General features: G+C 29.9%; 25 protein-coding genes, 1 tRNA gene, 1 other RNA gene and 1 pseudogene. 25 read left to right on the top strand and 3 right to left on the bottom strand.

Annotation, left to right across the window (positions count from 1 at the left end; translation table 11 throughout):
* The 3 genes and pseudogenes from tuf to OC526_RS04375 all read left to right on the top strand — a co-directional run.
* A pseudogene (tuf, locus tag OC526_RS04385) lies at positions 1 to 152 on the top strand (elongation factor Tu); the annotation flags it as partial.
* Between the two features lie 279 nt (positions 153 to 431).
* On the top strand, positions 432 to 1,724 hold the full coding sequence (locus tag OC526_RS04380; protein ID WP_262122367.1) for a putative glycoside hydrolase: 1,293 nt from the start codon (positions 432 to 434) through the stop codon (positions 1,722 to 1,724).
* Between the two features lie 101 nt (positions 1,725 to 1,825).
* Positions 1,826 to 3,166, top strand: a complete 1,341-nt coding sequence (locus tag OC526_RS04375) for a DUF438 domain-containing protein (RefSeq protein WP_262122366.1) — start codon at positions 1,826 to 1,828, stop codon at positions 3,164 to 3,166.
* Positions 3,167 to 3,221: 55 nt separating this feature from the next.
* Here the strand turns inward: OC526_RS04375 and OC526_RS04370 are convergent, their stop codons facing one another.
* Complete coding sequence (locus OC526_RS04370) at positions 3,222 to 4,076, bottom strand: AraC family transcriptional regulator (protein ID WP_316043771.1); 855 nt, start codon at positions 4,074 to 4,076, stop codon at positions 3,222 to 3,224.
* A 212-nt stretch (positions 4,077 to 4,288) separates the two neighbouring features.
* Here OC526_RS04370 and OC526_RS04365 point away from each other — a divergent pair, with 212 nt between their 5' ends.
* The 13 genes from OC526_RS04365 (at position 4,289) to OC526_RS04305 (ending at position 16,649) form a co-directional block, all read left to right on the top strand.
* On the top strand, positions 4,289 to 4,993 hold the full coding sequence (locus tag OC526_RS04365; RefSeq protein WP_262122365.1) for a DeoR/GlpR family DNA-binding transcription regulator: 705 nt from the start codon (positions 4,289 to 4,291) through the stop codon (positions 4,991 to 4,993).
* A complete protein-coding gene (gene pfkB, locus OC526_RS04360; RefSeq protein WP_262122364.1) occupies positions 4,993 to 5,898 on the top strand; it encodes a 1-phosphofructokinase in 906 nt (301 codons plus the stop codon). The genes OC526_RS04365 and pfkB overlap by 1 nt, the downstream gene beginning before the upstream one ends.
* A 21-nt stretch (positions 5,899 to 5,919) precedes the next feature.
* Entirely contained in the window at positions 5,920 to 6,480 is a 561-nt protein-coding gene (locus tag OC526_RS04355) for a PTS sugar transporter subunit IIA (protein ID WP_262122363.1), read from the top strand.
* A gap of 22 nt (positions 6,481 to 6,502) precedes the next feature.
* Positions 6,503 to 7,162 (top strand): hypothetical protein, encoded by a 660-nt coding sequence (locus OC526_RS04350; RefSeq protein ID WP_262122362.1) that lies wholly within the window; start codon positions 6,503 to 6,505, stop codon positions 7,160 to 7,162.
* Positions 7,119 to 7,481 carry a hypothetical protein gene (locus tag OC526_RS04345; RefSeq protein ID WP_262122361.1) on the top strand — a complete coding sequence of 121 codons (363 nt, stop codon included), beginning with the start codon at positions 7,119 to 7,121 and terminating at the stop codon, positions 7,479 to 7,481. The genes OC526_RS04350 and OC526_RS04345 overlap by 44 nt, the downstream gene beginning before the upstream one ends.
* Before the next feature lie 106 nt (positions 7,482 to 7,587).
* The gene (dnaG, locus tag OC526_RS04340) at positions 7,588 to 9,240 is read left to right on the top strand and encodes a DNA primase (protein WP_262122360.1); all 1,653 of its coding nucleotides are present in this window, start codon (positions 7,588 to 7,590) and stop codon (positions 9,238 to 9,240) included.
* A gap of 11 nt (positions 9,241 to 9,251) precedes the next feature.
* On the top strand, positions 9,252 to 11,072 hold the full coding sequence (gene rpoD, locus OC526_RS04335; protein ID WP_262122359.1) for an RNA polymerase sigma factor RpoD: 1,821 nt from the start codon (positions 9,252 to 9,254) through the stop codon (positions 11,070 to 11,072).
* Positions 11,072 to 11,764 carry a tRNA (adenine(22)-N(1))-methyltransferase gene (locus OC526_RS04330; protein WP_262122358.1) on the top strand — a complete coding sequence of 231 codons (693 nt, stop codon included), beginning with the start codon at positions 11,072 to 11,074 and terminating at the stop codon, positions 11,762 to 11,764. Before rpoD ends, OC526_RS04330 begins: the two co-directional genes overlap by 1 nt.
* Positions 11,746 to 12,516: a Nif3-like dinuclear metal center hexameric protein gene (locus tag OC526_RS04325; RefSeq protein ID WP_262122357.1), complete on the top strand. Its 771-nt coding sequence runs from the start codon at positions 11,746 to 11,748 to the stop codon at positions 12,514 to 12,516. Before OC526_RS04330 ends, OC526_RS04325 begins: the two co-directional genes overlap by 19 nt.
* Before the next feature lie 42 nt (positions 12,517 to 12,558).
* Positions 12,559 to 12,895, top strand: an RNA gene (gene rnpB / locus OC526_RS04320) — RNase P RNA component class A.
* 239 nt (positions 12,896 to 13,134) lie between these two features.
* Positions 13,135 to 14,820 (top strand): C40 family peptidase, encoded by a 1,686-nt coding sequence (locus tag OC526_RS04315; protein ID WP_262122356.1) that lies wholly within the window; start codon positions 13,135 to 13,137, stop codon positions 14,818 to 14,820.
* Positions 14,821 to 14,868: 48 nt separating this feature from the next.
* Positions 14,869 to 15,654: a bifunctional 5,10-methylenetetrahydrofolate dehydrogenase/5,10-methenyltetrahydrofolate cyclohydrolase gene (locus OC526_RS04310; RefSeq protein WP_262122355.1), complete on the top strand. Its 786-nt coding sequence runs from the start codon at positions 14,869 to 14,871 to the stop codon at positions 15,652 to 15,654.
* An 8-nt stretch (positions 15,655 to 15,662) separates the two neighbouring features.
* A complete protein-coding gene (locus OC526_RS04305; protein ID WP_262122354.1) occupies positions 15,663 to 16,649 on the top strand; it encodes a lipid II:glycine glycyltransferase FemX in 987 nt (328 codons plus the stop codon).
* A gap of 39 nt (positions 16,650 to 16,688) precedes the next feature.
* On the opposite strand, the gene tpx is transcribed toward OC526_RS04305, so the two are convergent.
* Entirely contained in the window at positions 16,689 to 17,204 is a 516-nt protein-coding gene (gene tpx / locus OC526_RS04300) for a thiol peroxidase (protein WP_262122353.1), read from the bottom strand.
* Between the two features lie 126 nt (positions 17,205 to 17,330).
* Here tpx and OC526_RS04295 point away from each other — a divergent pair, with 126 nt between their 5' ends.
* From OC526_RS04295 to OC526_RS04270, 6 genes are all read left to right on the top strand, one after another.
* Complete coding sequence (locus OC526_RS04295; RefSeq protein ID WP_262122352.1) at positions 17,331 to 17,990, top strand: 50S ribosomal protein L25; 660 nt, start codon at positions 17,331 to 17,333, stop codon at positions 17,988 to 17,990.
* 65 nt (positions 17,991 to 18,055) lie between these two features.
* On the top strand, positions 18,056 to 18,679 hold the full coding sequence (gene tmk, locus OC526_RS04290; protein ID WP_262122351.1) for a dTMP kinase: 624 nt from the start codon (positions 18,056 to 18,058) through the stop codon (positions 18,677 to 18,679).
* On the top strand, positions 18,680 to 19,009 hold the full coding sequence (locus OC526_RS04285) for a cyclic-di-AMP receptor (RefSeq protein ID WP_262122350.1): 330 nt from the start codon (positions 18,680 to 18,682) through the stop codon (positions 19,007 to 19,009).
* On the top strand, positions 19,006 to 19,794 hold the full coding sequence (locus OC526_RS04280) for a DNA polymerase III subunit delta (protein WP_262122349.1): 789 nt from the start codon (positions 19,006 to 19,008) through the stop codon (positions 19,792 to 19,794). Before OC526_RS04285 ends, OC526_RS04280 begins: the two co-directional genes overlap by 4 nt.
* A complete protein-coding gene (locus OC526_RS04275) occupies positions 19,791 to 20,603 on the top strand; it encodes a stage 0 sporulation family protein (protein ID WP_262122348.1) in 813 nt (270 codons plus the stop codon). Before OC526_RS04280 ends, OC526_RS04275 begins: the two co-directional genes overlap by 4 nt.
* Before the next feature lie 120 nt (positions 20,604 to 20,723).
* Positions 20,724 to 20,897 (top strand): indolepyruvate ferredoxin oxidoreductase subunit alpha, encoded by a 174-nt coding sequence (locus OC526_RS04270; RefSeq protein ID WP_262122347.1) that lies wholly within the window; start codon positions 20,724 to 20,726, stop codon positions 20,895 to 20,897.
* A 74-nt stretch (positions 20,898 to 20,971) separates the two neighbouring features.
* On the opposite strand, the gene OC526_RS04265 is transcribed toward OC526_RS04270, so the two are convergent.
* Positions 20,972 to 21,047 (bottom strand) — tRNA-Thr (locus tag OC526_RS04265).
* 95 nt (positions 21,048 to 21,142) lie between these two features.
* On the opposite strand from OC526_RS04265, the gene OC526_RS04260 reads away from it, so the two are divergent.
* From OC526_RS04260 to OC526_RS04250, 3 genes are read left to right on the top strand one after another with little or no spacing between them, the layout of a single operon-like run.
* Positions 21,143 to 22,330, top strand: coding sequence for a hypothetical protein (locus OC526_RS04260; protein ID WP_262122346.1), 1,188 nt, complete (start codon positions 21,143 to 21,145; stop codon positions 22,328 to 22,330).
* Between the two features lies 1 nt (position 22,331).
* Positions 22,332 to 23,105 (top strand): conjugal transfer protein TraX, encoded by a 774-nt coding sequence (locus OC526_RS04255; protein ID WP_262122345.1) that lies wholly within the window; start codon positions 22,332 to 22,334, stop codon positions 23,103 to 23,105.
* 7 nt (positions 23,106 to 23,112) lie between these two features.
* Positions 23,113 to 25,191 (top strand): Tex family protein, encoded by a 2,079-nt coding sequence (locus tag OC526_RS04250; protein WP_316043770.1) that lies wholly within the window; start codon positions 23,113 to 23,115, stop codon positions 25,189 to 25,191.
* The last annotated feature ends 47 nt before the right edge of the window (positions 25,192 to 25,238 follow it).

Genomic DNA, 25,238 nt, shown 5'->3' with positions numbered 1-25,238 from the left:
AAGAAGGCGTAGAAATGGTAATGCCAGGAGACAACGCAACCTTCAAAATCAAACTACAAAAACCAATCGCCCTAGAAGAAGGACTAAGATTTGCCGTACGTGAAGGTGGTAGAACAGTAGCATCAGGCGTAGTAACAAAAATTGAAAAATAGTCCCAAGATCATGGGTGAAAAATGCAAAAGCATTTTTCATTTCTGAGATGAGCAAAGCGAATCCAGAAAACTAAGCGAGAAGTTCACGAAGTGATCTTCGAGAGGACTACAAGATCATGGGTGAAAAATGCAAAAGCATTTTTCATTTCTGAGATGAGCAAAGCGAATCCAGAAAACTAAGCGAGAAGTTCATTAAAGTGAACCTTTAGAGAACTTTAAATAATATATTTAAAAAGAGCGGGCATGCTTGCTCGCCCTTTTTTATTTTTAGGAGTGTATATGAACATTAAAAGAAAAATTTCTTATTTATTTTTATCTTTGATATTAGTTCTAACTTCATGTACAAATACAAATCAGAAAGAAGTTTCAAAAGTAGATGATAAAACAATAGATCAGGCTGCTGAAGAAATACTTGAAGACAATGGATTAATTAATGAAGCCATTGAAAAACCAGTAGGAGAGCCATATGAAGTAGGTGTAACTCCGGATGATTATAACATGGACTATGATACATCCAGACTCCTATCTTTGGAAGAAAAAAAATCTGAATACTATCCAAAAGATGGTGTAAAAGGTTTATATTTCAATACTTATAGCATTAATAATCCAGAAGTTTATAATAAAATTATTGCTTTAATGGAAGATACTGCCTTAAATACTGTTGTAATTGACATAAAAGATGACTGGGGAAATGTTACAATGAATTTTGATACAGACGATGAAGATATTAAGTATTCAAAAATAGATATTGTCGACCCAGAAGCTCTTATAGAAGATTTGCACAATAGAGGTATATATGTTATCGGTAGGGTTACAACTTTTAAAGATAGTATTATTACAGAAAAACACCCAGATTGGGGCTTTACCTTAGATGATGGTACTTTATGGAAAAATGGCCACGAAGAAGCTTTTATGAATCCATTTTTAAAAGAAGTTCAGGATTATGACATAAAAATTGCAACACTTGCTGCACAAGCAGGTTTCGATGAGATTCAATTTGACTATGTAAGATTTGCTGAAGGATTTGAAACATTTGGCGATACATTAGATTATTCTAGAGGCGAATATGAAAATGAAAGCGAGATGGATGAAGGAGAAAAAAGAGTTAGTGCAATAACAGGCTTTGTACAAAGGGCTCGTGAAGAACTACAAGCTTATAATGTGCCAATTTCAATTGATGTTTTTGGTTATGCCCTTCAAGTAAGACGAGCAGAGGGTATAGGACAAGACTTTGATGAAATGGCAAATCAGACTGATGTAATATCATCAATGATTTATCCGTCACACTGGGGAAGCTGGTCGTTTGATATTGAAAAACCAGACTTAGAACCATATGAACTAGTAAAAAGATATTTAGATGAAGAAAAAGAAATTTTAGGTCAACTTGATCATCCGCCAGTATCTCGTCCGTGGATTCAGGATTTTACTGCTTCTTGGATTGGTGAAGGTAATTGGATGGAATATGATGGAGATGCAGTACAAGCTCAAATAGATGCCATCTATGACCAAGGTCTAAATGAATATTTAATTTGGAATGCAAATAGTGAATACTCTTCAGGAGTAGATTATTAATATAAACTGTAGTAATTTTTACTACAGTTTTTTTATTTTTGTAACAAATGTTACTGATAATGATACTCTTTATATGTTAATATAATTATGGAGGATAAACTATGAGAATTGATATAAATGAAAATATTGCAAATTTAATACATTCAAATGAAAAACTTAAGAATGATTTAATAAATATTGGATTTATCGGTTTAGATAATCCGTTGATGGTAAAAAATATGGCTAGCAAAATGTCAATAAAACGTGGAGCTAAGCTATTAGCTATAAAAGATATAAATTCAAAACTTGAAGATCTAGGATATGAAATTATTGACTCCTCACTAGATAGCAAAGTGATTGAGAGACAAAATTTGATTAAATCCTATATAAAAAGGCTAACTGATGGAGAAGATATAGAAGATGTTAGAAAAGATTTCAAAGAAAATTTTGATGGAGTCTCATCTTCAGAAATTATGGATGCCGAAGAGTCTCTTCTTGAACAAGGTGTAGATAAAGAGCAAGTAAGAAAACTTTGTGATGTTCATTCAGCATTATTTCATGGAATGACTCATTCTGAAAAAAATAAAAAAGAGTATGATAACCCAGTTTTAGATTACTTCAATAATGAAAATAATGAGATAAAAAATATATTATCAAAAGCTAGGGCATATATATCAGGTGAAATTTGTGAAAATCCTAAAGATGACCTAAAAATATTAAATGATCATTATAAGAAAAAGGGTGATTTGATATATCCTTTGTTAAAAGCAAAATACAATAAGCCTGGTCCATCAGAAGTGATGTGGGCAGTTGATGGTGAAATCACAAGAGATATTAAAAAAGCATTTAAAACAAATGATAATTTTCTTTTGGAAAAAGCAATTTTTAGGGCAGAGGAAATGACTTATAAGGAAGAAAATATTCTTTTCCCATTAATAGAAGAGAATTTATCAGAAGAAGATTATCAAAATCTTTATGCTGACCTAAGTGAATATGATAAAGATATTATTCCAGAAAATAGTACTAACAATACTCAAGTTCAAAAGGAGCGATTTTCAGATTCTTATATCAACTTTGACAAAGGTCGTTTACGTCTAGATCAGCTTGAAGCAATGCTTGATACCCTAGAAATTGAAATTACCTATGTAGATGAAAATGATATAAACTCTTACTATAATAACCCAAAAGAGGTCAAAGTATTTAAAAGACCAAAGTCATCTTTAGGAAGAGAAGTATATTCCTGCCATCCACCACAAGTAGAACCTAAGGTAAGAAAAATAATTTCAGACTTAAAGGCAGGAAAACGCGATAAAGTCGTAGTAATTAGAGATATAGGTGGAAGTGATTATACAGTAACTTATTATGGAGTTTGGGATAAAGACGGTAATTACAAGGGTATATTAGAAACAGTTCAAAATATGGACTTTTATAAGAATTATCTAAAAAAATGGAATAAACTATAATAATAAAAAAATCGTTTCATAATAACTATAAAAAGTTAAGATGAAGCGATTTTGCTTACAATCTGTGTTTTTTTCTGAATTGAGATGGAGTTTTTCCAACTTTCTTTTTGAACACTTGATTAAAATATGACTGGGAATTAAATCCAACTATTGAAGATATTTCTTCCATCGAATGATTGGTCGAAATTAATAAGTTTTTTGATACTTCAATTCTCTTTAATATCAAGTATTCTATTGGAGTGACCCTATATGATTGTTTAAATTCTGAAATTAAGTGAAATTTGTTCATATAAGCCATAGTTGAAAGCTGCTCTAGCTTTATATCTTCTGCATAATTACTGTCTATATAGTTTTTGATATAGTCAATTTGCCTATTTACTTTTCTGTCGTGCTTAACAGTAATCTTATTTTCAAATTCCCTTAAAAATTCCACAATAAATATAGCTGCTTTCGAGTTAGCCATTGCTTTTGAGAAGATTTGATCGCTGTTAAATTCATCATAAATTTCATAAAAATATGAAGGATCTATGTCATCTTCTTCAACATTTGCAGAATAAAAATTAATCGTCTCTATACTATTATTCTTTTTATTTACTTTGGATAATGATAGTGATTCTACACCAAAGCCAAGTATTTCACACTCCCCACAAGAACCATCGATATAAATAGTATGACCAATGTTTGAATTTATAACTATAATATCTTTATGGTGGATACTTATTGTTTCATTTTCTATAGAAAGTTTTCCAAAACCTTTATTAATGAAATAAAAATAAGTAAAAGGGTGAAATTGTATTCTAGAAGAATAATTTCTAGCGTACTTGTTTTTCTGAGCATCTAAAACTTTAATGTCTACATTTGATATATCATTTTCCTGTTCAACATCCCTAAAATAAATATTTTCCATCATAACACTTTCCTTTAATTTCATCCTTTATTACTTTATATAATTATTATATTATATCTAAATATATTTTTAAAGTAATATTAAGAATCTTATATACTACTAATATACTATTATTTAAATTATACATATTGACTATTGGCTCTATTTTTTTAAAATTTTAATAAAAAGTAGTTTATTTAACAAATATGAACGAATTTGACTGATTATGATTGTTTATGAAGTGTATTAGCATTATGATATTAGAGGAAAGACTAAATTTCATTAGAAGTGTTTTAAATAAACAAGGAACAATTTCTAATGCTTTTCTTTTAGAACAATTAAATATTAGTGAATCAACATTAAGGCGTGACTTAGATTATCTCCAAGAAAAGAGTGAAATAATAAGGGTGCATGGAGGAGCCACTTTAAATAAGTTACTTAATGAAACAAATTATAAATTTAATGAAACTGCTAATATTGATGCTAAAAAGAATATTGGTAAAAAAGCTAGTTTATTAATTGAAGATGGTTTGTATATATTTTTGGATGCTGGTACAACAACTCATTGTTTGATAGATTACTTGCAAGGAAAAAATGTTACAGTTGTAACTAATGGGCTCATGCATCTTGATAAATTAAGTTCTTTATCCATTTCTTCTATAATATTAGGAGGAAAAATGAAATCTTCCACCTATATTAGCTATGGAGAGCAAACTATAAATGAGATTAATAATCTAAACTTTGATTTTGCTTTTATAGGCGCAAATGGTATCGATGATAATAATTACACTACAGCAGATATTAATGAAGCTTTAATAAAGAAATCAGCAATTAATAATGCAAGAAAAGCATATGTTTTAGCTGATTCTTCTAAAATAGGTAAGAAATTTTTTGCAAATATTTGTAGTCTAGATCAGGCAGAACTTATAAAGGAGGATTAATGATCTATACTTTAACCTTAAATCCATCTATTGATTACATAATGAAACTTGATGAATTCAAGGATGGAGCTACTAATAGGTCTTATGAAGAAAAAAAATATCCTGGAGACAAGGGAATAATTGTTTCTAAGCTTTTAAAAAATCTAGGAGAAGATCCAATTAATTTGGGTTTTGTAGGGGGTTTTACAGGTGACTATATAGTAAAGTCATTAGAAAATATTGGAGTGAAAGAAGAATTTACTAAAATCGAAGGCCAATCTCGTATAAATGTAAAACTTAAATATGATACTGAAACTGAAATAAATGCAGGTGGACCAGATATTAAAGAAGATGAAATGGTTGATTTTTTTGAAAAATTACAAAAGCTTAATGATAATGATACTTTAATAATTTCAGGTTCCATACCGAAATCGCTAAGTAAAGATTTTTATAAGAGAGTTCTAGATACAAAAAAAATAGAGTTTACAGTTGACATAGCTGGCGAGGAATTATTAGATTACTTGTCATACAATCCCTTATTAGTTAAACCCAATATAGATGAACTAGAAGCTATATTTCATACAAAAATCGATGATAGGAATATCCTTAAGTACGCTAAAAAATTACAAACATTGGGTGCACAAAATGTTATTATTTCTTTAGGTAAAGATGGATCTATCTTTATTAGTGATGAATTAAATTTAAAGGCAAATTCTATTGAGAGTAATTTAATAAATTCAGTTGGGGCTGGAGATAGTATGGTTGCTGGATTTATATATGGTATAAAAAATGGATTATCAAAAAAAGATGCCTATAAGTTGGCTGTAGCTTGTGGAACAGCAACTGCATTTAGCGAAGATATTGCAAGTAAAGAATACGTATATGAAATCTTGGAGAAAGTTGAGGTAAAAGATTATGGAAATTAAAGACCTACTAAAAAAGAATTAATGATTCTTGATTTAAAATCTAATAGTAAAGAAGATTCTATAAAAGAAATAGCGCAAAATTTTTATGATCATGGATATGTTAATTCAAAAGAAGAATTTGAAAATGTATTAATAGCAAGAGAAGATCAAGGTTCAACAGCCTTGGGTGATGGGGTTGCCATAGCTCACTCTAAAAATAAAACTGTAAAAGAACCAGCTGTATTATTTGCTAAAAAAAGAGATGGTTTAGATTATCAAGCTCTTGATGGTGAAGATACATTTGTATTTTTTGCTATAGCAGCACCGGATGGAGAGAACAAAGTACACGTAGATACTCTTGCAGAATTATCAAAAATGATAATGAAAGCAGGTTTCGTAGATGATTTAAAAAATATAAATAGCGCTGAGGATGTATATGGTGTTATTGACAAATATTCTGATAATAAAATAGAAGAAAATACTAATATAGAAAAGACCTATACTTCAGAAACTAATAGCAATCCAATATCTGATGATTCAAAAGACTTCATTGTATCAGTGACAGCTTGCCCAAATGGTATAGCCCATACTTATAGGCCTTGAAGAAGCTGCAAGAAAAGCTGGAATGGATATAAAAGTCAATACAAATGGTTCTGATAGCATAAAAAATCGATTGAATGAAGAAGATATAAAAAGAGCAAAAGCAGTAATTATAACAGCTGATAAAAAAGTTGAAACAGCTAGATTCGATGGAAAAAAAGTTATTCAAAGACCGGTTTCTGATGGTATTAGAAAAGCTGATGAACTAGTAGAACGTGCTATAAAAGGGGATGCAAATATTTTCCATAGTGAGAATAAGGAAAATGAAAACTATGAGAAAAGCTCAGACGATTCTCATAGTTTATGGCAAAGGGTAAATGGAGATGTGATGAATGGAATAAGTCCTATGTTACCTTTTGTTATAGGAGGAGGAATTTTACTAGCAATATCTTTATTATTTGAAAGATTTATGGGAGATAGCTCTTCTGCATTTTCATTCTTAAATGGTCTTGGGTCAGATGCGATGAGCTTCCTAATTCCAGTCCTTGCTGGATATATAGCAACGTCAATTGGAGATAGACCTGCATTAATGCCTGGTATGGTAGCAGGACTAATGGCAAGTAGAGGAGCTGGATTTATTGGTGGATTAATTTACAGATACTGGAATTGGATCATATATAGCAGCCGTAATGGTTGGAGGTATGGTACCACCAATTGCTATTGCTATTTCCTGTTCATTATTTAAAAATAAATTTACTGAAAAAGAAACTAAAATTACTAACTTTATTTTAGGATTAAGCTTTATTACAGAAGGTGCAATTCCTTTTGCAGCTAGTGAGCCCCAAACGGTTATTCCATCAGTAGCAATTGGATCTGCAATTGCTGGTGTTTTAGTTGGTGCATTTGATGTCCAATCGCCAGCTCCACATGGAGGAGTATTTGTTCTGCCAGCGATGGGAAGTTTAAATCAAGCATTCTTTTTCCTATTAGCAGTTGCGGTTGGGTCTATAATCGGGGCTCTAATTCTAGGTAATTTGAAGAAAAAACCAGAAGTAAAAATATGATAATATTAAAAAAAAGAGATTTATAATAAATCTCTTTTTGTATTTAAACTTCAAAATTGAATACCCAATTAATATAAGTATAGTTTAACTATATAGAGGTGATTATATGGCCATGATTTCAGATCAAAAAATTGATGAAATTAGAGCTAGCTCAAATATTGTAGATATTATAGGTGAATATGTCGATCTAAAAAGAGCTGGTTCGTCATACAAGGGTTTATGTCCCTTCCATAACGAAAAAACACCATCTTTTACAGTAGATGAAAAGAAACAATTGTTTCACTGCTTCGGATGTGGGGCGGGTGGAGATGTTGTTTCTTTTATTATGCAAAAAGAGGGGCTAACTTATCCAGAAAGCTTAGAATATTTAGCAAATAAAGCCGGGATTAGAATGGAATATTCAGAAAATAATTCTATAAATCCCAAAAATAAAGAGCTCTATGAAATTAATAAAGATATTATGATGTTTTTTTACAAAAATTTATTGACCAGCAAGGAAGCAATAAATTATCTAAAAAATAGAGGTCTTAGCGGTAAAATCGTAAATAGATTTATGTTAGGATTTGCCAAAAATTCTTGGAATGATCTTTGCGATTACATAGAATTTAAGGGCTATAATAAAGATGACTTAGAAAATATAGGTCTTATAAAAAAGTCTAGCAAGGGAAATTATTATGATAAGTATCGAAATAGAATTATATTTCCAATTATTAACCATTTTGGAAATGTAATTGGTTTTGGGGGTAGAGCCATTGGCGATGAGATGCCCAAATATCTTAATTCTCCAGAATCGGATATTTTTAAGAAAAGATATAACCTCTATGGTCTAAATATTTATAAAAAGCAAAAAGGTACAGATATTATACTTGTAGAAGGATACATGGATGTAATAGCCTTAAATAATTACGGAATAGATTATGCGGTTGCCAGCCTTGGAACAGCTCTTACTCTGGAACAGGCAAAATTAATTAAAAGATACGCTGAAAATGTGTATATTTGCTATGACAGAGATAGTGCTGGTATTAATGCTACTGAAAAAGCTATAGAAATATTTTTAGAAGTTGATGTTAAAGCAAAAATAATCACACTAGACGAAGGACTTGACCCGGATGATTTTATAAAAGAGTATGGAAAAGAATCATTTTTATCGAGAAAATCTGATGCTCTTGATGTTTATAACTATAAATATAACAAGATACTAGATTTATATTCTAAAGCTAGCCCAAACGAAAAGTATGAAAAGCTTGATTTATTTGTTGAGTTTCTTGCAAGCATTGATTCAGATTTGACGAGAGAAATCTTTACCAACAATGTATCAACCCTATTTAAGATAGATAAAAGCACTTTAAATCAAGCAGTTGAAAAGTATAATACTAATATTACTAAAAAAGAAGATAAAAAGAATTATTATAATAAGAAAAATAATTCAAATGTTATAGTAAAAAGCAATCCTCAAAAATTTAACTTCCATGAATTAGAAGTTTTGAGGCTGATATTTAATCAAAAAGAAGACTATATTAACAACCAAAAAATATTTGATGATAGCCTTCAAGATGCTAAAATTTTGGATATGAAAGAATTTATCTTAAATAAAGATATAAATAAATTTAACCAAAATGATGAGGATTATATATATATTTTAAATTATATAAGAGATAATACCAATCCTGTTTATCTAAGTGAATTAATTGAAAGAATTGAACATTTTGATAGAATTAAAAAACGTGATAAATTAAAATCTCTTAAGGAAAGAAGCTAAGGGGAGTTTGAATGAGTAGCGATAGCGATAAACTACTTGATGAAGATGTTTTAAATGAAATAATAGAAGAGTTTCAGTCTATTAGTGAAAATCAAGATGGAATGATCACATACACACAAATTTATACATTTGAAACATTTAAAGAAATAGAAGAAGATAGCAAAAAGTATGTTATCTCACAGATTATCAGCAAGGGAGTAGAAATTGTCGAAAAATCTGAGTCAAGTGATGATGAAGATTTAGAAGATGATGAGGACCTAGACGAAGATATAGATGATGAAGTGTCAGATGAAGAAGATATTGATGAAGCAAAATTAGAAGAAGAAATAGTTGATGATGATGTCGATAACATCTCTGGCATAAAACTTGATGATCCTGTAAAAATGTACCTAAAAGAAATTGGTAAGGTTTCACTTTTGACAGCTAAAGAAGAAATAAGTTTAGCTCGTCAGATGGAAATGGGAGACATTGCCAGAAAAAAACTTGAAGGTATCAATCTAAACAAACAAAATAAAATGAAATTGTCAAATGATATTTTCTTTGGCAACCTTGCAAAGGTTATAAAATCAGCTGATGAAGAACTAAAAAAAGAAGGTACAATTTCTGAATTGTCTTCAAATAATCTTGATGGCATTATTGCAATGGGCAAGTTGTTTGACGAAATAATGGTAGAAAATCCAGATACAGAAAAAATTGAGGAACTTAAAGCTAAGGTCTTAATTTGTAAAATTGCAAGCCAATCTATCGAAGATAAAGAATTATCTATTAGTGAAGCAAATTCACTTTGTGACCTTTTTGATTCTTTTGATCATTTAATAAATTTAAATCAAGATGAAGATGTAGTTACATTTAACTATGAGTTCTTTACTGACTTATTATCAAAGGCTGCAAATAATGAATATCTTAAAACAAATGATAGAATGACAATAGATAATTTTAGAGAGGCAGCAGCATTTTCTTCATATTTAAAACAAGGTAATCAAATTAGCGAAGAATTTGCAAAAGATTTAGAAATATACCTAGCAGATAGTGACATGGCTCATATGATCTTAGGAACTGAAACTATAAGTGACGAAGATAATTTAAATTTAAGAAGAGCAATTTTAAAATCAAAAAGAGCCAAACAAAAACTAGCAGAAACTAACCTTAGACTTGTAGTTTCCATTGCTAAAAAATATGTAGGACGTGGAATGAGCTTCCTAGACCTTATACAAGAGGGAAATATGGGTCTTATGAAAGCGGTAGACAAGTACGACTACAATCGCGGTTTTAAATTCTCAACCTATGCGACATGGTGGATAAGACAAGCTATTACTCGTGCTATAGCTGACCAAGCTAGAACTATAAGAATACCAGTTCATATGGTAGAAACTATAAATAAACTAGTAAGAACTCAAAGACAGTTAGTTCAAGACCTAGGACGTGATCCTAGTAATGAAGAAATTGCAGAGCAAATGGGCATAGAAGTATCAAAGGTACAGGAAATTAGAAAAATAGCCCAAGAACCAGTATCTTTAGAAACACCAATAGGTGAAGAAGAAGATTCTCACCTGGGAGACTTTATAGAAGATGAATCTGCTGTAAATCCTGATGATGCAGCAAATTATACTATGCTCCGTGAACAATTAAACGATGTATTATCTTGCCTTGGAGCTAGAGAAAAAAGAGTATTGCAATTAAGATTTGGCCTTATAGATGGCACACCAAGAACACTTGAAGAAGTAGGCAAAGAATTTGATGTAACTCGCGAAAGAATACGTCAAATAGAAGCAAAAGCACTCAGAAAATTAAAATCACCAAACAAAAGCGAAACACTGAAAGATTTTTTATAATGAACGATAAAAAAAGATTAATGGAAATTATTAATATAATTGACAGAGGAAAAAATGTCATAGATGTAGGAACTGATCATGGATTGGTTCCTTTATATTTGGCAAAAAATGGAATAAGTACTAATATACTTGCAACTGATATATCAGCCCCTTCCCTTAAAAAGCTTGAAGATAGGCTTGATGATGATTTGAGAAAAATTATAAAAACCAAAGTTACAGATGGATTTGACGGAATAGAAAAAGAAGATAATCAAGTGGCTATAATAGCAGGAATGGGTGGAAATACTATAATTGAAATTATAGATCAAAATTTAGACTTTGCTAAAAATTTGGAATATATGATTTTAGCATCCAACATTGCAACAGAAAGACTAAGAGAATATTTAAATCAAAATAACTTTGAAATAATAAGAGACTTTCTAACCTTTGAACATGGAAAGTATTATGACATACTCAAAGTTTCATACGGAAAACACCAAGATTTTTCCTTAGCTGATATTTATTATGGATTTGAAAATATAAATAAGAAAAGCTATTTGCTGGAAGATAAAATCAAAATAGATTATAAAAAAAATATTAAATTTAAAAATGATATTATAGAAAAATCAGCAAATTATGACGGTCTAGATAAAATAAACGCCAGACTAAAAGCGATAAATGAGGTGAAAGTCAGATGGAAATTAGAGAATTAATAGAAAAATTAGAAGAAAAATATCCATTAGACCTACAAGAACAATGGGATAATTCGGGCTTACAAATAGGGAATCCTGGTAATGATCTTAAAAGTGTGATGATTAGTCTTGACCTTGAAGAAGAGGGGATAGATGAAGCTATTAAAAATAATTGCAACCTTATAATTACTCATCATCCATATATATTTAATGATATAAGATATATAGATTTTACTGATCAATTCTATAAAAGATTAGAAAAAGTTATCAAAAATGATATAAGCGTCTATTCAATGCATACAAACTTAGACAAGGCTAATGACGGACTAAATGATAATTTAGCACAAATATTAAACTTAAGAAATACTAAAATACTAGAAAATGGAGAAAATCCTGGACTTGGCAGATATGGGGATATAGATGAGATAAATCCTCAAACCCTTGCTATGAATATAAAAGATAAGTTAAATGCAAGAGGAGTTATCTGCTATGGAAATATGGACAAAAAAATAAAAACACTTGCTGTATGTGGAGGTGCAGGTGCTGAATTATTTGATGATTGTATTAAACTAGGTTTAGATGCTGTGCTGACAGCTGATGTAAAGTATCATGAAGCCATGGATTATAGTGATAAGGGGCTTTTAATAATTGATCCAGGTCATTTTGCAAGCGAAAATCATGTTATTTATAAACTTAAAGATGTAGTAAGTGAAATGACCGATTCAAAAATATATACTTACTCGAAAGATGATACATTTAGAACTTTTATTTAATACAAATTTTACAAATATTTAATAAAAGGTAAAATAAGGTTTGGAGTAAATCAGACAATCGCGGCTTAGTACGAGGAAAGTCCGTGCACCACAGAGCAGGATGCTTGATAACGTCAAGTAGGAGTGATCTTCAGGCTAGTGCAACAGAAATATACCGCCGAGTTGTCTCGGTAAGGTTGGAAAGGCGAGGTAAGAGCTCACCAGCTATATGGTGACATATAGGCTATGTAAACCCCATCCGGTGCAAGAACGAAGGGATGATAAACAAAGCTTGCTCGGCTTTGATCCAGAATGGTTGTTCGCTTGAGCTTATTGGCAACAATGAGCCTAGATAGATGATTGTCTAATACAGAACACGGCTTATAGATTTGCTCCCTACATAATTATTACAAAATGTAAATATTTTGTTTATTATAGTTAGAAAACTTACACTTTTTTAAGACTTATATTTACATATATTGCTAAAAGTTCGATAATTTACCAATATATATAAAATATTTCTTTCAAAGTGTAATTTTTTTGTAACTTTTTCTTGACAATTTTGTTAAGTTAGTATATGATTAGTCCAGATTGAATTTCAAGACTATACAAAAAGTAAAGAAGGGAATCTAATTACCGATGAATAAAAAAAGAATTGGAGCAGCTTTATCACTAGTTGCTGCCGTAACAGCAGGTGCTACAGCATACGCTTCAACTATTAATAACTTAGAATCTGATAAAAACACAAAAACTATGATTACTCCAAATTATAGTGAAAATTCAAATGACTATAACTTTGTGAAATCAGATTATACAAATGACTTAAAAAATACAGCTATAGCAAATGAAACAAGAACAGTACAAAATACTGCAAAACAAGAAGAAAAAGTTGCAAAAATTGAAGAAAATGCAAAAGAAATCCTTGCTACTACTGTAATTAATGTGTTAAAAGACGAAAAATCTAATCAAGAAGAAAAAGAAGTAGAATACGAAGTAGAATACATAGAAAAAACTCCTGTAGTTGAAGAACAAGAAGTTATCACTTATGATGATTCAGAACTTCCAGCAATCGAAGAAGAAACTGAATCACAAAATGAAGAAGTAATTATGTATGATGATTCAAAATTAGATGAAAATTTAGAAGATGTTTCTTCTAATGAATTAGAGGAAACAGAAGTTAATAATGAAGTTACAAACTATTTAGATAATAATAAAGAAGAAGTAGAAACTCAATTAGTAGAAGAATCTCCAGTAGTAGAAGCTACAAAATTTGTAAATGTAGAAGCTTTATACATTAGATCTTCTAAGTCAATGGATGATAATACTAATATTGTCAGAACATTGGTAGCTGGGGATAAGGTTAACGGCATAGTTGACGGCGAATGGTTAAAAATTGAAGAGGGTTACCTAAATCTAAAATATCTTTCTAATGACTATCCTCAAGCTCTAGTAGACTCTATTCAAGCAAAAAAAGCTGAAGAACAAAAACAAGCTGAAGAAATTAAAGCTCAAGGGGCGGCTAAAATCCAAGAACAACAAGTAGTTGAACAAACACAAGAAGCATATGGTACAGCATTTAGTGGATGGGTTTACAATACTCCTGCTGTTAATGTAAGAGATGCAGCTAAAAGTGGTAACATAATTGGAACTTTAGAAAATGGTTCAAAAGTTGATGGTGAAATCGCAGATGGTTGGGTGAAAACAACTTATAATGGCAAAACAGCTTTTGTTTCTGCTTATTATTTAACAACTGAAGATGCAACAAAAGAAGAAGCACAAAATACTTCAGAAAAACAAGCTGAAGAACAAAAAGTAGAAGAAGTTCAACAAGTACAAGCTGCAGCTGAAGAGCAAAAACAAAATGAAAATCAAAAGATAGAAGAAAAAGCAGTAGAAGAAGTACTTGATGAAGAAGTAGTAGAAGAAACTGCTCAACAAGCTCCAGTTGTAAATCAAAATGGACAACAAGCAGCAAGCATTGCAAGCCAATTTGCTGGTAGCCCATATGTTTGGGGTGCATCAAATCCATCAGTAGGATTTGATTGTTCTGGACTAGTAGTTTACGCTTACAAACAATTGGGAGTAAACTTACCACATTCATCACAAGCACAATTTAATAATGGATATGCTGTTGGAATTAATAATTTACAACCAGGGGACCTAGTATTCTTCTCAAATCATAGTGGAATCGACCATGTTGGAATTGTTACAAGTTCTGATGGTACATTTATCCATGCATCAACACCAAAATCAGGTGTAAAATTTGATAATGTTTATAGCAACTACTATCAAAAAGTATTTGCTGGTGCAAGAAGAATATTCTAATTAAATAAATATTACGCCCTAATGGGCGTTTTTTTATTGGAGTCACACATGAAAATACTTGATACAAAAAATATAAAAGAAAAAATAATTTCAAAACTATCAGAGATTCATACCGATAAGAAAGTTATACTATTAACTTATAAACCAAGTGCTGAAGAGATCTCTTATAAAAATTTTATAATAAGAAGATGCAAAGAATTTAATATTGAATATATAGACAAGAAATTTGACGAGCATACATCCTCATATGAAATTATTGATTATGTAAATAGTTTTAAAAAAGAAGATGGATTTATAATATTGCTACCATTTGGCAACCATGATGATATTAGTAAACTTAGAGAAGAAATAAAAATTAAAGATTTAGATGGGTTTACTTATGAGTCTATGGGAAAATCATTAAACGGAGAATACAACTATTTGCCAGCCACCCCTAAAGCGATTGCCAGATTTTTATTAGAAAATTATGATTTAAAATCAAAAAATATTCTTATCGCTAACAACACGAATCTAATTGGATTACCATTAGCAACACTTTTATCTAGAAAACGAGCAACAATTGCAGTTATTAATCAAGCAACCCAAAATGCTAAGGATTTAATTAGACAATCTGATATATTTATCTCAGCTATAGGTAAGGCCAATTATTATGATAAGTCTTACTTTAGGGATGGACAAGTATTAGTCGATGTTGGAACTTCTTACGTAAATGGTAAGATAGTAGGTGACATCAATATTGATGATTTAGAGAATTTAGATTTAGAAATATTAACAAGTAAAAATGGAATAGGGGCAATAACCACATTAACCCTATTAGAAACGTTGATAGATTAGGAGAGATAATGCCATTAGTAGAAACTAAGGAAGATTTTGAAAGATATAAAGAATTTGTGAGAAATTCTGAATTTGGGAAACCCATGCAAGACCCTGCATGGGCAAAAATTAAAAATAACTGGACAAGTGATTATGTTTACATAGAAGAAAATAAGCAAATAATTGCAGCTATGAGTATTATAGGTATTCAAAACCCCAATGGGAAATATTTTCTATATGCACCTCGTGGACCAGTTTGTAATTTTAAAAATTATGACCTTGTAGATTCATTAATCAAAGAAGCTGAAATTTTGAAAGATAAGTACCAAGCATTTTTATTAAGAATGGATCCAGAAGTAATTTTTGATGAGAAGGCTGTCTATGAATACGAAAAAAGAGGCTATGATGTTAGAACATATGGAACAGACCCACATTCATTTACGCAGCCTAGATATAATATGATTTTACCTATATCAGGTATGACTGAAGATGAATTATTTGAAAGTTTTTCATCTGCTACACGTAGAAATATTAGAAAATCTTATCGAAATGACATAAAAACCATTCAAGAAACCAATGAGAAAACCTTAGATAAATTTTTTGAACTTACAAAAATAATGGCTGATAGACAAGAAATTGGTCACAGACCTAAAGAATATTTTCAAAGATTAATTGACAATCTGGATGGAACTATATTTACCTCTTATTTTGAAGACCAAGCACTGGCTGCTTCATTGTTAGTGCCATATGGCAATAAAGTTTATTATCTTTATGCAGCAAGCTCTAATGAAATGAGAAATAAGATGCCAAACTTTAATATGATTTGGGAAGAGATTAAGTGGTGTCGTGAAAATGGATATGATTATTTTGACTTTGGCGGTACTTTCTCTCTAGACTCAAAAGATGGATTGTATAGATTTAAAGAAGGATTTTGCTATCCAGATAGATATAGCAACTTCATTGGTGAATTAGATGTTGTTTATGATAGAGAAAAATACGAAGAATTTTTAAAATAAAAATAACCCTGAGATTATTTTATCTCCAGGGTTATCTTTTTATTTTGTAAGGCTTAGGGCGATTTCAAGTGCCTTGTCTACATCAGGTAGTTCTGTATTTTGATCTAAGTATTCAACATGTCTAATGATATTGTCTTTATCAACTACGAATATAGCTCTATTTATTAATTTTAATTCATTTATAAATAGTGAGTATTTTTTAGCAAAATCTTCGTAAAGGTAATCAGATACTAATTTTACTTTCGATATAGCCTTCTCTTTTTCAAAGCGTTTTTGAGCAAAAGGTAAATCATTTGAAATAGTGATTACAGATAGATCTTCTGGAAAGTTATCTTCATTTTTAGATAGTAAAAATGTTTGTAATTCACAAATTGAAGTATCTAGTGAAGGAACTGCAGATATAATTTTAACCTTTCCTTCTTCGCTTTCGTAGAAATCGTAATCAGAGAGGTCTTCCACCTTTCCTTTAAAGTTAGGAGCCTTATCATCTATATTAAGCTTTTTACCATCAACGGTTAAGTCAAGTTGTCCAAATTTTACAACTCTATTGTTCATATTTTTCTCCTTAAATTTTTAAGAACATTTATTATCTAATTAATATCATATTATAAAAACAAATCATTGTAAAGTATGAGAATTTAGGGTATAATTAGTCAGTATGATAATATAAAAGGAGGGAATATGGCAGACTTAGTATTAAATGCAAACAACAGAGAAGCTACTGGAAAAAACAAAGTTAATAAATTAAGAGCTGATGAATTAATTCCAGGCGTTGTTTATGCCAAAAACGAAGATAACCTTAATGTTCAAGTTACATCAAGAGACTTCGATAAAATTTTAAGAAAAGCAGGTACATCTACAATCATCACATTAGATATAGATGGAGAAAACAAAGACGTACTTATTAAAGATTACCAAACACATCCATACAAAAACCAATACCTACACATCGATTTCCAAGCAATTAACCAAAACGAAACAATCAGAGTAAGTGTACCAGTTGTTTTATTAGGAAGAGAAGACTTAAAAATCGAACAAGCCGTATTAGTACAAAATATCGACACAGTAGATGTTGAATGTTTACCAAAATACATTCCACAAACAGCTGAAGTAGATATTAGTGAATTTGAAATTGGTGATAACAGAACAATCGCTGACTTAGATATCTTCGGAAATGAAAATATCACAATTCTTGCTGAAGAAGATGAAGTAATCTGCTCATTACAAGAAGCAAGTGAAGAAGAAATTCCAGAAGATGAAGAAGCTGCTGATGTTGACGCTGCTGATGTACCAACTGTTGATGAAACAGAAGGTGAAGAATCAGAAGAAGACGCTGAATAAAAATTTAAAGGCCCTAGGGTCTTTTTTTATTGCCATAAAGATGAAATGTTTGCTATAATAGACTTATGAATGGAAAACTTATTGTTTTTGAAGGACCAGATGGGTCTGGAAAAACTACAATTTTAAAAAATGTGAATCAAAAATTAACAGAGCAAGGCTATGATATTAGAGTTGTTAGAGAACCTGGTGGAACAGAAATTTCTGAAAAAATTAGGGAAATTATAATTGACAACGATAATATAAACATGGCTGCTAAAACAGAGAGTTTGCTCTTTGCAGCAAGTAGGGCCCAATTAGTAGAAGAAAAAATCAGGCCAGGACTTGAAAATGGTGAAATTATTTTATGTGATAGATTTGTTTTAAGTTCTTTACTTTACCAAGGGGTTGGAAGAGGTCTAGGAATTGATGAAGTAAAAAAAATAAATGATTTTGCCACTGGAGATATAAATCCAGATTTAACAATTTTTTTCAATATAGATTATAAAACAGCTCTGATTCGAAAAAGAGCTAATTTTTCACCAGACAGATTAGAAAATGAAGAATTTGATTTTCACAAAAAAATTTTTGATGCATACTTAGATATTGCTGAAAAATATAAGGATGATATAAAACAGGTGGATGCCACTCGTTCCATTGATGAAGTAAGCTCCGATGTTTTAAAACTAATAAAAGATTTATTGGAGGATTAGATGAAACTATTAATTTCTATTGTACAAGATGCAGATGTAAATTTTTTAATGGATGCACTTACTGAAAATGGATATAGGGTGACAAGATTATCTACAACTGGTGGTTTTCTAAAAAAGGGAAATACAACATTATTGATAGGTGTAGAAGAAGAAAAATTAGAAGATGTACTATCAATTATTGAACACAATTGTAAGAGAAGAAATACTACTACAACAATTATTAATCCATCGGCAGAAAGTTCATTACTCACAAACACAGTACCTGTAGATATTACAGTTGGAGGAGCAACAATATTTATTATAGATGTTGATCAATATATAAGATTATGATTGATCTAGACTTACAAATAAAGCAAAACACATTATCACACGCCTATATTTTTGAATCATCCAATGAAAATTATAATTTAGAATTTGCTAATAATTTTTCAAAAAAAGTATTCGAAAGTAAAGGCATTTACATAGAGAATAATCTAAATCCAGATTTATACATAATTGATAATGGAAATGATACTATAGATATTGAGTCTATCAGAATTTTGCTTAAAAACACTGCATTAAAACCATCAAATAAAATCATAAAAATTTATATAATCCACAATGCTCACAATATGAGAATTGAGGGATTTAATGCTATGCTTAAAACAATTGAAGAATTAAAAGATTATAATATGGTAATTTTTACGACAAAAAATAAGGATTTATTATTACCAACTATTAGATCTAGATGTCAAATAATCAGACTTGATGCTAAAGACTTAGAAAGTGAAATTGATACAGAAAAACTTTCAGAAATAATATCTGAAGTTTATAAGGGAAATATAAATACCTTCTATACAAATAAATCATTTTTCGAATCATTTAAGAATGATAAATATATTTTATTTGATGGATTTATTGACGTTTTTAATGAAGTTTTAAAAAATAAATACACCAATGAAAATGAAAAATTAAACTTAAATATAAAAAAACTATCTGAAATGGATTTAGGACAAATAGAAGAGATAATCAACTTGTTATATACTGTCAAGATTGGACTAAAAAATAATATTAATTATGATTTGGCAATCGAAGAACTTATATTTAGTATATACAAGGGAGGAATGACAAAGTGAACGTAATTGGCGTAAGGTTTAAAGAAACCGGCAAAATATATTATTTTGATGCAGAAGATCAAAATTTTAGATATAAGGAAAAAGTCATTGTAAATACTGAAGATGGCCACGAATTTGGGGAAGTAGTACTTTACAATGTAGATATAGAAAAAGAAAAATTTGATAAGAAGCTTAATAAAGTTATAAGGAAAGCAAACGAAAAAGATATTGAAAAGCAGTATTTTAATAAGCTAGATGCAAAAAAAGCCAAAAAAGTTTGCCAAGAAAAAGCTAATTCTTATGGACTTAATATGAAGGTTGTAGATTGTGACTATACTTTTGATAGGTCAAAGTTAACATTTTATTTTACTTCGGATAAAAGAGTTGATTTTAGAGATTTGGTTAAGGATTTGGCCAGCACCTTTAAAAGTCGTATAGAGCTAAGGCAAATTGGAGTGAGAGACTATGCAAAGCTGATAAGCCATTATGGTTCATGTGGTCAGCAATGCTGTTGCTCAAGACACTTGACAGATTTCGCACCGCTTTCAATAAAATATGCTAAAGATCAAAATATAAGTTTAGACCCATCAAAAATATCTGGAGTCTGCGGAAGGCTCATGTGTTGTCTGGCGTTTGAACAAGATAATTATCTAGAAGTGAAAAAAGTTATGCCAAAATACGGTCAGACTGTAGATACAGAAGATGGTCAAGGAGTAGTAGTGGGTAATGATTTTGTTAGGGAGTGTTGTAAAGTTAGAATTCAAAATGAAGCTGATGATGAAACTATAGAAAAAGACTACAAAATCAGTGATTTGAAAAAAGATAAGTAGTAATGATAGCCGTTATCAAAGTGAATAAATATTAAAAATTTAAGAAATAAAGAATAATTATTCTTGACATAATTATAATTTTACTGTACAATCTAAGTATAAAATAAATAGGAGGTAATTATGGCTTACGTTATAGATGAAAATACATGTATTAGCTGTGGAACATGCGCAGGCGAATGCCCAGTAGACGCAATCTCAGCTGGAGATGATGCATACGTAATTGATGCTGATACTTGCATTGATTGTGGAACATGTGCTTCAGTTTGTCCAGTAGACGCAATCGATCCAGAATAAAAAATACATAAAAACTTAGACATATTATTATAAATAAAAAAAGATGCTAGATTAATCTAGCATCTTTTTTGTTTTGGAGCTTCAAACAGGACTTGAACCTGCAACAAACGGCTTACGATACCGTGGCTCTACCAATTGAGCTATTGAAGCAAAGTATAAATAGATTATACCTACAATTGATTATTAAACAATTTTAAAGCTTTGGTTATTAGCTGATTTTTGATATAATTAAAAAGGAGTTTATTATGGATTTTTCATTTATTTTAAGACAATTACAAAGCATTTTAATAACTAGTAGGGTAACTTTAATACCTTTAGTTTTTATACTCGTAAATATTCTCATATTTATTATATCAAGAACATTCAGAAAAACTGGTTTATTAGTTTTGGCTATTGCTTTTGGTTTAGATTATACAATAAAATCTATACCTTTTGATATATATTACAACTATCCACAAGTTTATAATTTTATTACTGTTTTATATATACTAGGATTTTTAATTTTCTTTTTTAAAGTTTTAAAAATTTTGATTAGAATGGGGAATCAAAGGACTAAATATACTGGAAAAACAGATTCAAATCTAAACCATTTTTTAAAGTATACTGGTATCCTTCCTTTTTTAGCAATGCTATTTCTAAATGTAATTCATATTGAAAATATTATTGGAGAAGAAATTTTAAGAATATTAACATCGCTATCATTTATCTATATGTTAGTTAAAACAATTTATTCAACTTACAATTACGTAAGCACCAAAGAAAGCATTGTCCTCGGTGATAAGATGGATTTTAGAGAAATAAAGGAATATTTAAAATCGGGTGATAAAAAAGATTCTTATAGGAATTCTAAAAATCAAGGAAGAAGAATAAGAAAGACAGAAAAAAAAGAGAGTTTTCAACCTAGCCAAACTATTAAAATAGAAAAAGAAGCTATAGATGAAAAAATAAGCATGGCAAATATTGAACAGGAAATGGATAAGGAATCTGAAGAAGTCTCTATCGAAAATAAAGCTAATCCACTATCAAATACTGATTTACTAAATCTGATTAGTGGCGATTTTGTTAAGAAGTCAAATAAGACAACTATGTCTATTCAAAATCTTAAAACTAGCGAAAAAATATCATTTACTAGCACAAGACCAATTTTAAAAATTCAGGAAAATAATGAATATAAGATTGACTTAGAATTTGAAAATATAAATGAATATGATTATGGAAGATTCATTGATATACTTTTAAAGTACTCAAAGGATAAGAATGCTTACAAGTTTGAACTAATTGTAAGTCCTAATGGGGATCCAACAAGTAGGGTAATATTTTTTGATCCTTCAAATATTTACGATATTGATGAAAAAGATTATGCAAATGTGGGTGGAAAAGTAATAAGTATGAACTTTCCAAAATACAAAATTAACTTTATAAAAGGTAATTAAGATGAATTATTTAAAGTATAAGGACAAAGAAGAATATACAAAAGTATGGTATAGGCAAAGACCGTATTTAACTGGAGCCCATTTAAAATATATTGCTATGTTTTTCATGTTTTTATCCCACTTAGCACAGACTGGTTTTATGTATGGTCTTGGTCAAAAATATTTTGTTTTGGCAGATATATTTGTTTTACTAGGCAGAATATCAATGCCAATTTTTTGCTTTTTTACAGTTCAAGCAGTTATATACACAAAGGACTTTAAAAAATATTGCCTGAGGATGCTTTTGTTTGCCTTAGTATCAGAGATACCATTTGACATTTCTATATATGGAACGCCCTTTTACATGGATGGTCAAAATGTAATTTTTACTCTTTTAATAGGTGCTATTGTGATTTATGGAATAGATTATTTTTGGAAGAAAGAAGTTAATACTATTCTAAAAATACTTGTTATACTTATAATAATCTTCATTGGTACAAATTTGGCTTTAACTTTAAGAACAGATTATAAACACAATGGAGTAATGGCAATAGTACTTTTATACTTTGCTAAAGATAGCAAAATTTTAACGTCATTAGCTTTGCTTCTTGCTTTTCATTTTGAATTTATAATGGGTGGATATGCAATACCTATAACATATGGAGTTGTTTATCTTGCTATTCCATTAATAATGCTATACAACGGACAAAGAGGAAAACAAAATAAGTGGGCATTTTACATTTTCTATCCAGCCCATTTACTATTTATTTATTTACTAAAACTACTACTTTTATAAGGATATTATGAATATAACAGAAATTTTATCAGAACAACTAAATATAAACGAAAAAAATATTATCAATGTCATCGAGCTTTTGGATGAGGGATCCACAGTTGCATTTATTGCCAGATATAGAAAAGAAAAAACTGGCAACCTAAATGATGTTGACATTAGAAATATTGAAAAAAATTTAAATAAATTAAGAAATATAGAAAAAAGACAAGAAGAGATTATTAACTCTTTAGAAAGTCAAGATAAACTAACTGATGAACTAAAAGAACAAATATTGAATGCTAACTCGTTGACACTTCTAGAAGACATCTACGCTCCATTTAAGAAAAAAAGAAAAACAAGAGCAGATAAAGCAAAAGAATTAGGCCTAGAGCCTTTATATGAATTTTTACTCAATCAAGCAAGCAATCAAAAAGAAGCTACTGAGTTTTCTAAAGATTTTATAAATGAAGAGATTGAAAGTCCAGAGTTAGCTATTGAAAAAGCTCTAGATATATTAGCAGAGGAAATATCAAACAATATTGATGCTAGAAACATTGTTCGTCGTGACGGAATGATGAGGGCAAAATTATCTTCTACACTTAAAGAAGACCCAGGAAAAATTTATGAAACTTACTATAATTTTAGCAGAAAAGTTAAGGATATAAAATCATATCAAATTTTGGCTATAAATAGGGCTGAGAGGGATGGAGCTTTAAGTGTAAAATTAGATTTTTCAGATGATTATAACAAAAAACTAATTGCTGATTTATATGACGTAAATAACCAATACCAAAAAGAATTATTAAATATTTCTATAGATGATGCATATAAGAGATTAATTCTACCATCTATTACAAATGAATTACGTAATTTCCTATCAGAATCAGCTGAAGATGAATCAATTAAAGTCTTTTCTAAGAATTTAAAACCTTACTTTTTACAAAGACCAATTAAAGGTAAAAATGTAATGGGCCTTGACCCTGGATTTAGAACTGGATGTAAAGTAGCGGTTGTGGATGCAAATGGCAAATACTTAGACCAGGCAGTCATCTATCCAGTTGAGCCTCATAAAAGAGAAGCTGAATCCATAAAAACTTTAAATGAATTGATTAAAAAATATGATGTTAACTTAATTGCCCTAGGAAATGCAACAGCTAGTAGGGAAACTGAATTATTTGTAAATAAATTAATAGAACAAAGTGACAAAGACTTAGCCTATGCAATTGTAAACGAAGCAGGTGCATCTGTTTATTCTGCATCAACTCTAGGAGAAGAGGAGTTTCCAGATTTAGATGTCACTATTCGTGGTGCAATCTCAATGGCTCGTAGGCTTCAAGATCCTATGGCAGAATTAGTTAAAATTGAACCAAAACACATAGGAGTTGGTCAATACCAACATGATCTAAATGAGAAAAAGTTAGATGAGGAGCTTTCAAAAGTTGTAGAAGATGCTGTAAATGAGGTTGGAGTTACAATCAATAATGCATCTTATAAGCTATTGTCTTATGTTTCGGGTTTAAATTTGACACTTGCAAAACGTATTGAAGAAAGCTTTAAAAATGGCGAATTGATATATAGAAAAGATTTAAAAAGTGTTAAGGGCTTGGGAGATAAAACCTACAAACTTGCAGCAGGCTTTTTAAGATTTCCTGATTCACCAGAAATTTTAGACAATACAGGTGTCCATCCTGAAAGTTATAAAGTTGCAAAGAAATTAGCAAAATATGACTTAGATGACTTGCATTTACAATCTCTAAGTGAAGATTTGGAAGTAGGAATTCCTACACTTGAAGATATTATTAAAGAACTTAAGAAACCAGGCCGAGACCCCCGTGATGATAATCCTGAAGTTTTAACAAAATCTGAAATTATGACTATTGATGATATAAAAATTGGAGATGAAATAAAAGGAAAAGTTAGAAATGTAACTGACTTTGGTGCCTTTGTAGATATTGGGGTTGGTATAGATGGTTTAGTTCACATATCAAAGATGAGTGAGAAATTTATTAAAGACCCTAATGAAATTTTAAAAAATTCGGATATAATTAATGTTAAAGTTATCGATATTGATAAAGAAAAATCAAGAATATCTTTATCGATGATATAATAAAGGAGATTATATGAGTAATCATAAAGTGAGATTTATCACTGAAT

The sequence above is a fragment of the Anaerococcus sp. Marseille-Q5996 genome, from assembly GCF_946893725.1.
Classification (GTDB): Bacteria; Bacillota; Clostridia; order Tissierellales; family Peptoniphilaceae; genus Anaerococcus; species Anaerococcus martiniensis.
This window is presented reverse-complemented; position numbering and strand designations above follow the sequence as displayed.

Bases quoted from the DNA above. Each gene is read 5' to 3' on its own strand.
- OC526_RS04255 (WP_262122345.1), top strand. From the start codon at position 22,332: ATGAATTATTTAAAGTATAAGGACAAAGAAGAATATACAAAAGTATGG.
- OC526_RS04260 (WP_262122346.1), top strand. From the start codon at position 21,143: ATGGATTTTTCATTTATTTTAAGACAATTACAAAGCATTTTAATAACT.
- dnaG (WP_262122360.1), top strand. From the start codon at position 7,588: ATGGCCATGATTTCAGATCAAAAAATTGATGAAATTAGAGCTAGCTCA.
- OC526_RS04315 (WP_262122356.1), top strand. From the start codon at position 13,135: ATGAATAAAAAAAGAATTGGAGCAGCTTTATCACTAGTTGCTGCCGTA.
- OC526_RS04330 (WP_262122358.1), top strand. From the start codon at position 11,072: ATGAACGATAAAAAAAGATTAATGGAAATTATTAATATAATTGACAGA.
- OC526_RS04250 (WP_316043770.1), top strand. From the start codon at position 23,113: ATGAATATAACAGAAATTTTATCAGAACAACTAAATATAAACGAAAAA.
- OC526_RS04280 (WP_262122349.1), top strand. From the start codon at position 19,006: ATGATTGATCTAGACTTACAAATAAAGCAAAACACATTATCACACGCC.
- tmk (WP_262122351.1), top strand. From the start codon at position 18,056: ATGAATGGAAAACTTATTGTTTTTGAAGGACCAGATGGGTCTGGAAAA.
- OC526_RS04355 (WP_262122363.1), top strand. From the start codon at position 5,920: ATGATTCTTGATTTAAAATCTAATAGTAAAGAAGATTCTATAAAAGAA.
- OC526_RS04365 (WP_262122365.1), top strand. From the start codon at position 4,289: ATGAAGTGTATTAGCATTATGATATTAGAGGAAAGACTAAATTTCATT.
- OC526_RS04345 (WP_262122361.1), top strand. From the start codon at position 7,119: ATGGTACCACCAATTGCTATTGCTATTTCCTGTTCATTATTTAAAAAT.
- rpoD (WP_262122359.1), top strand. From the start codon at position 9,252: ATGAGTAGCGATAGCGATAAACTACTTGATGAAGATGTTTTAAATGAA.
- OC526_RS04310 (WP_262122355.1), top strand. From the start codon at position 14,869: ATGAAAATACTTGATACAAAAAATATAAAAGAAAAAATAATTTCAAAA.
- OC526_RS04325 (WP_262122357.1), top strand. From the start codon at position 11,746: ATGGAAATTAGAGAATTAATAGAAAAATTAGAAGAAAAATATCCATTA.
- OC526_RS04380 (WP_262122367.1), top strand. From the start codon at position 432: ATGAACATTAAAAGAAAAATTTCTTATTTATTTTTATCTTTGATATTA.
- OC526_RS04270 (WP_262122347.1), top strand. From the start codon at position 20,724: ATGGCTTACGTTATAGATGAAAATACATGTATTAGCTGTGGAACATGC.
- OC526_RS04375 (WP_262122366.1), top strand. From the start codon at position 1,826: ATGAGAATTGATATAAATGAAAATATTGCAAATTTAATACATTCAAAT.
- pfkB (WP_262122364.1), top strand. From the start codon at position 4,993: ATGATCTATACTTTAACCTTAAATCCATCTATTGATTACATAATGAAA.
- OC526_RS04370 (WP_316043771.1), bottom strand. From the start codon at position 4,076: ATGATGGAAAATATTTATTTTAGGGATGTTGAACAGGAAAATGATATA.
- OC526_RS04305 (WP_262122354.1), top strand. From the start codon at position 15,663: ATGCCATTAGTAGAAACTAAGGAAGATTTTGAAAGATATAAAGAATTT.
- OC526_RS04295 (WP_262122352.1), top strand. From the start codon at position 17,331: ATGGCAGACTTAGTATTAAATGCAAACAACAGAGAAGCTACTGGAAAA.
- OC526_RS04285 (WP_262122350.1), top strand. From the start codon at position 18,680: ATGAAACTATTAATTTCTATTGTACAAGATGCAGATGTAAATTTTTTA.
- OC526_RS04350 (WP_262122362.1), top strand. From the start codon at position 6,503: ATGGATATAAAAGTCAATACAAATGGTTCTGATAGCATAAAAAATCGA.
- tpx (WP_262122353.1), bottom strand. From the start codon at position 17,204: ATGAACAATAGAGTTGTAAAATTTGGACAACTTGACTTAACCGTTGAT.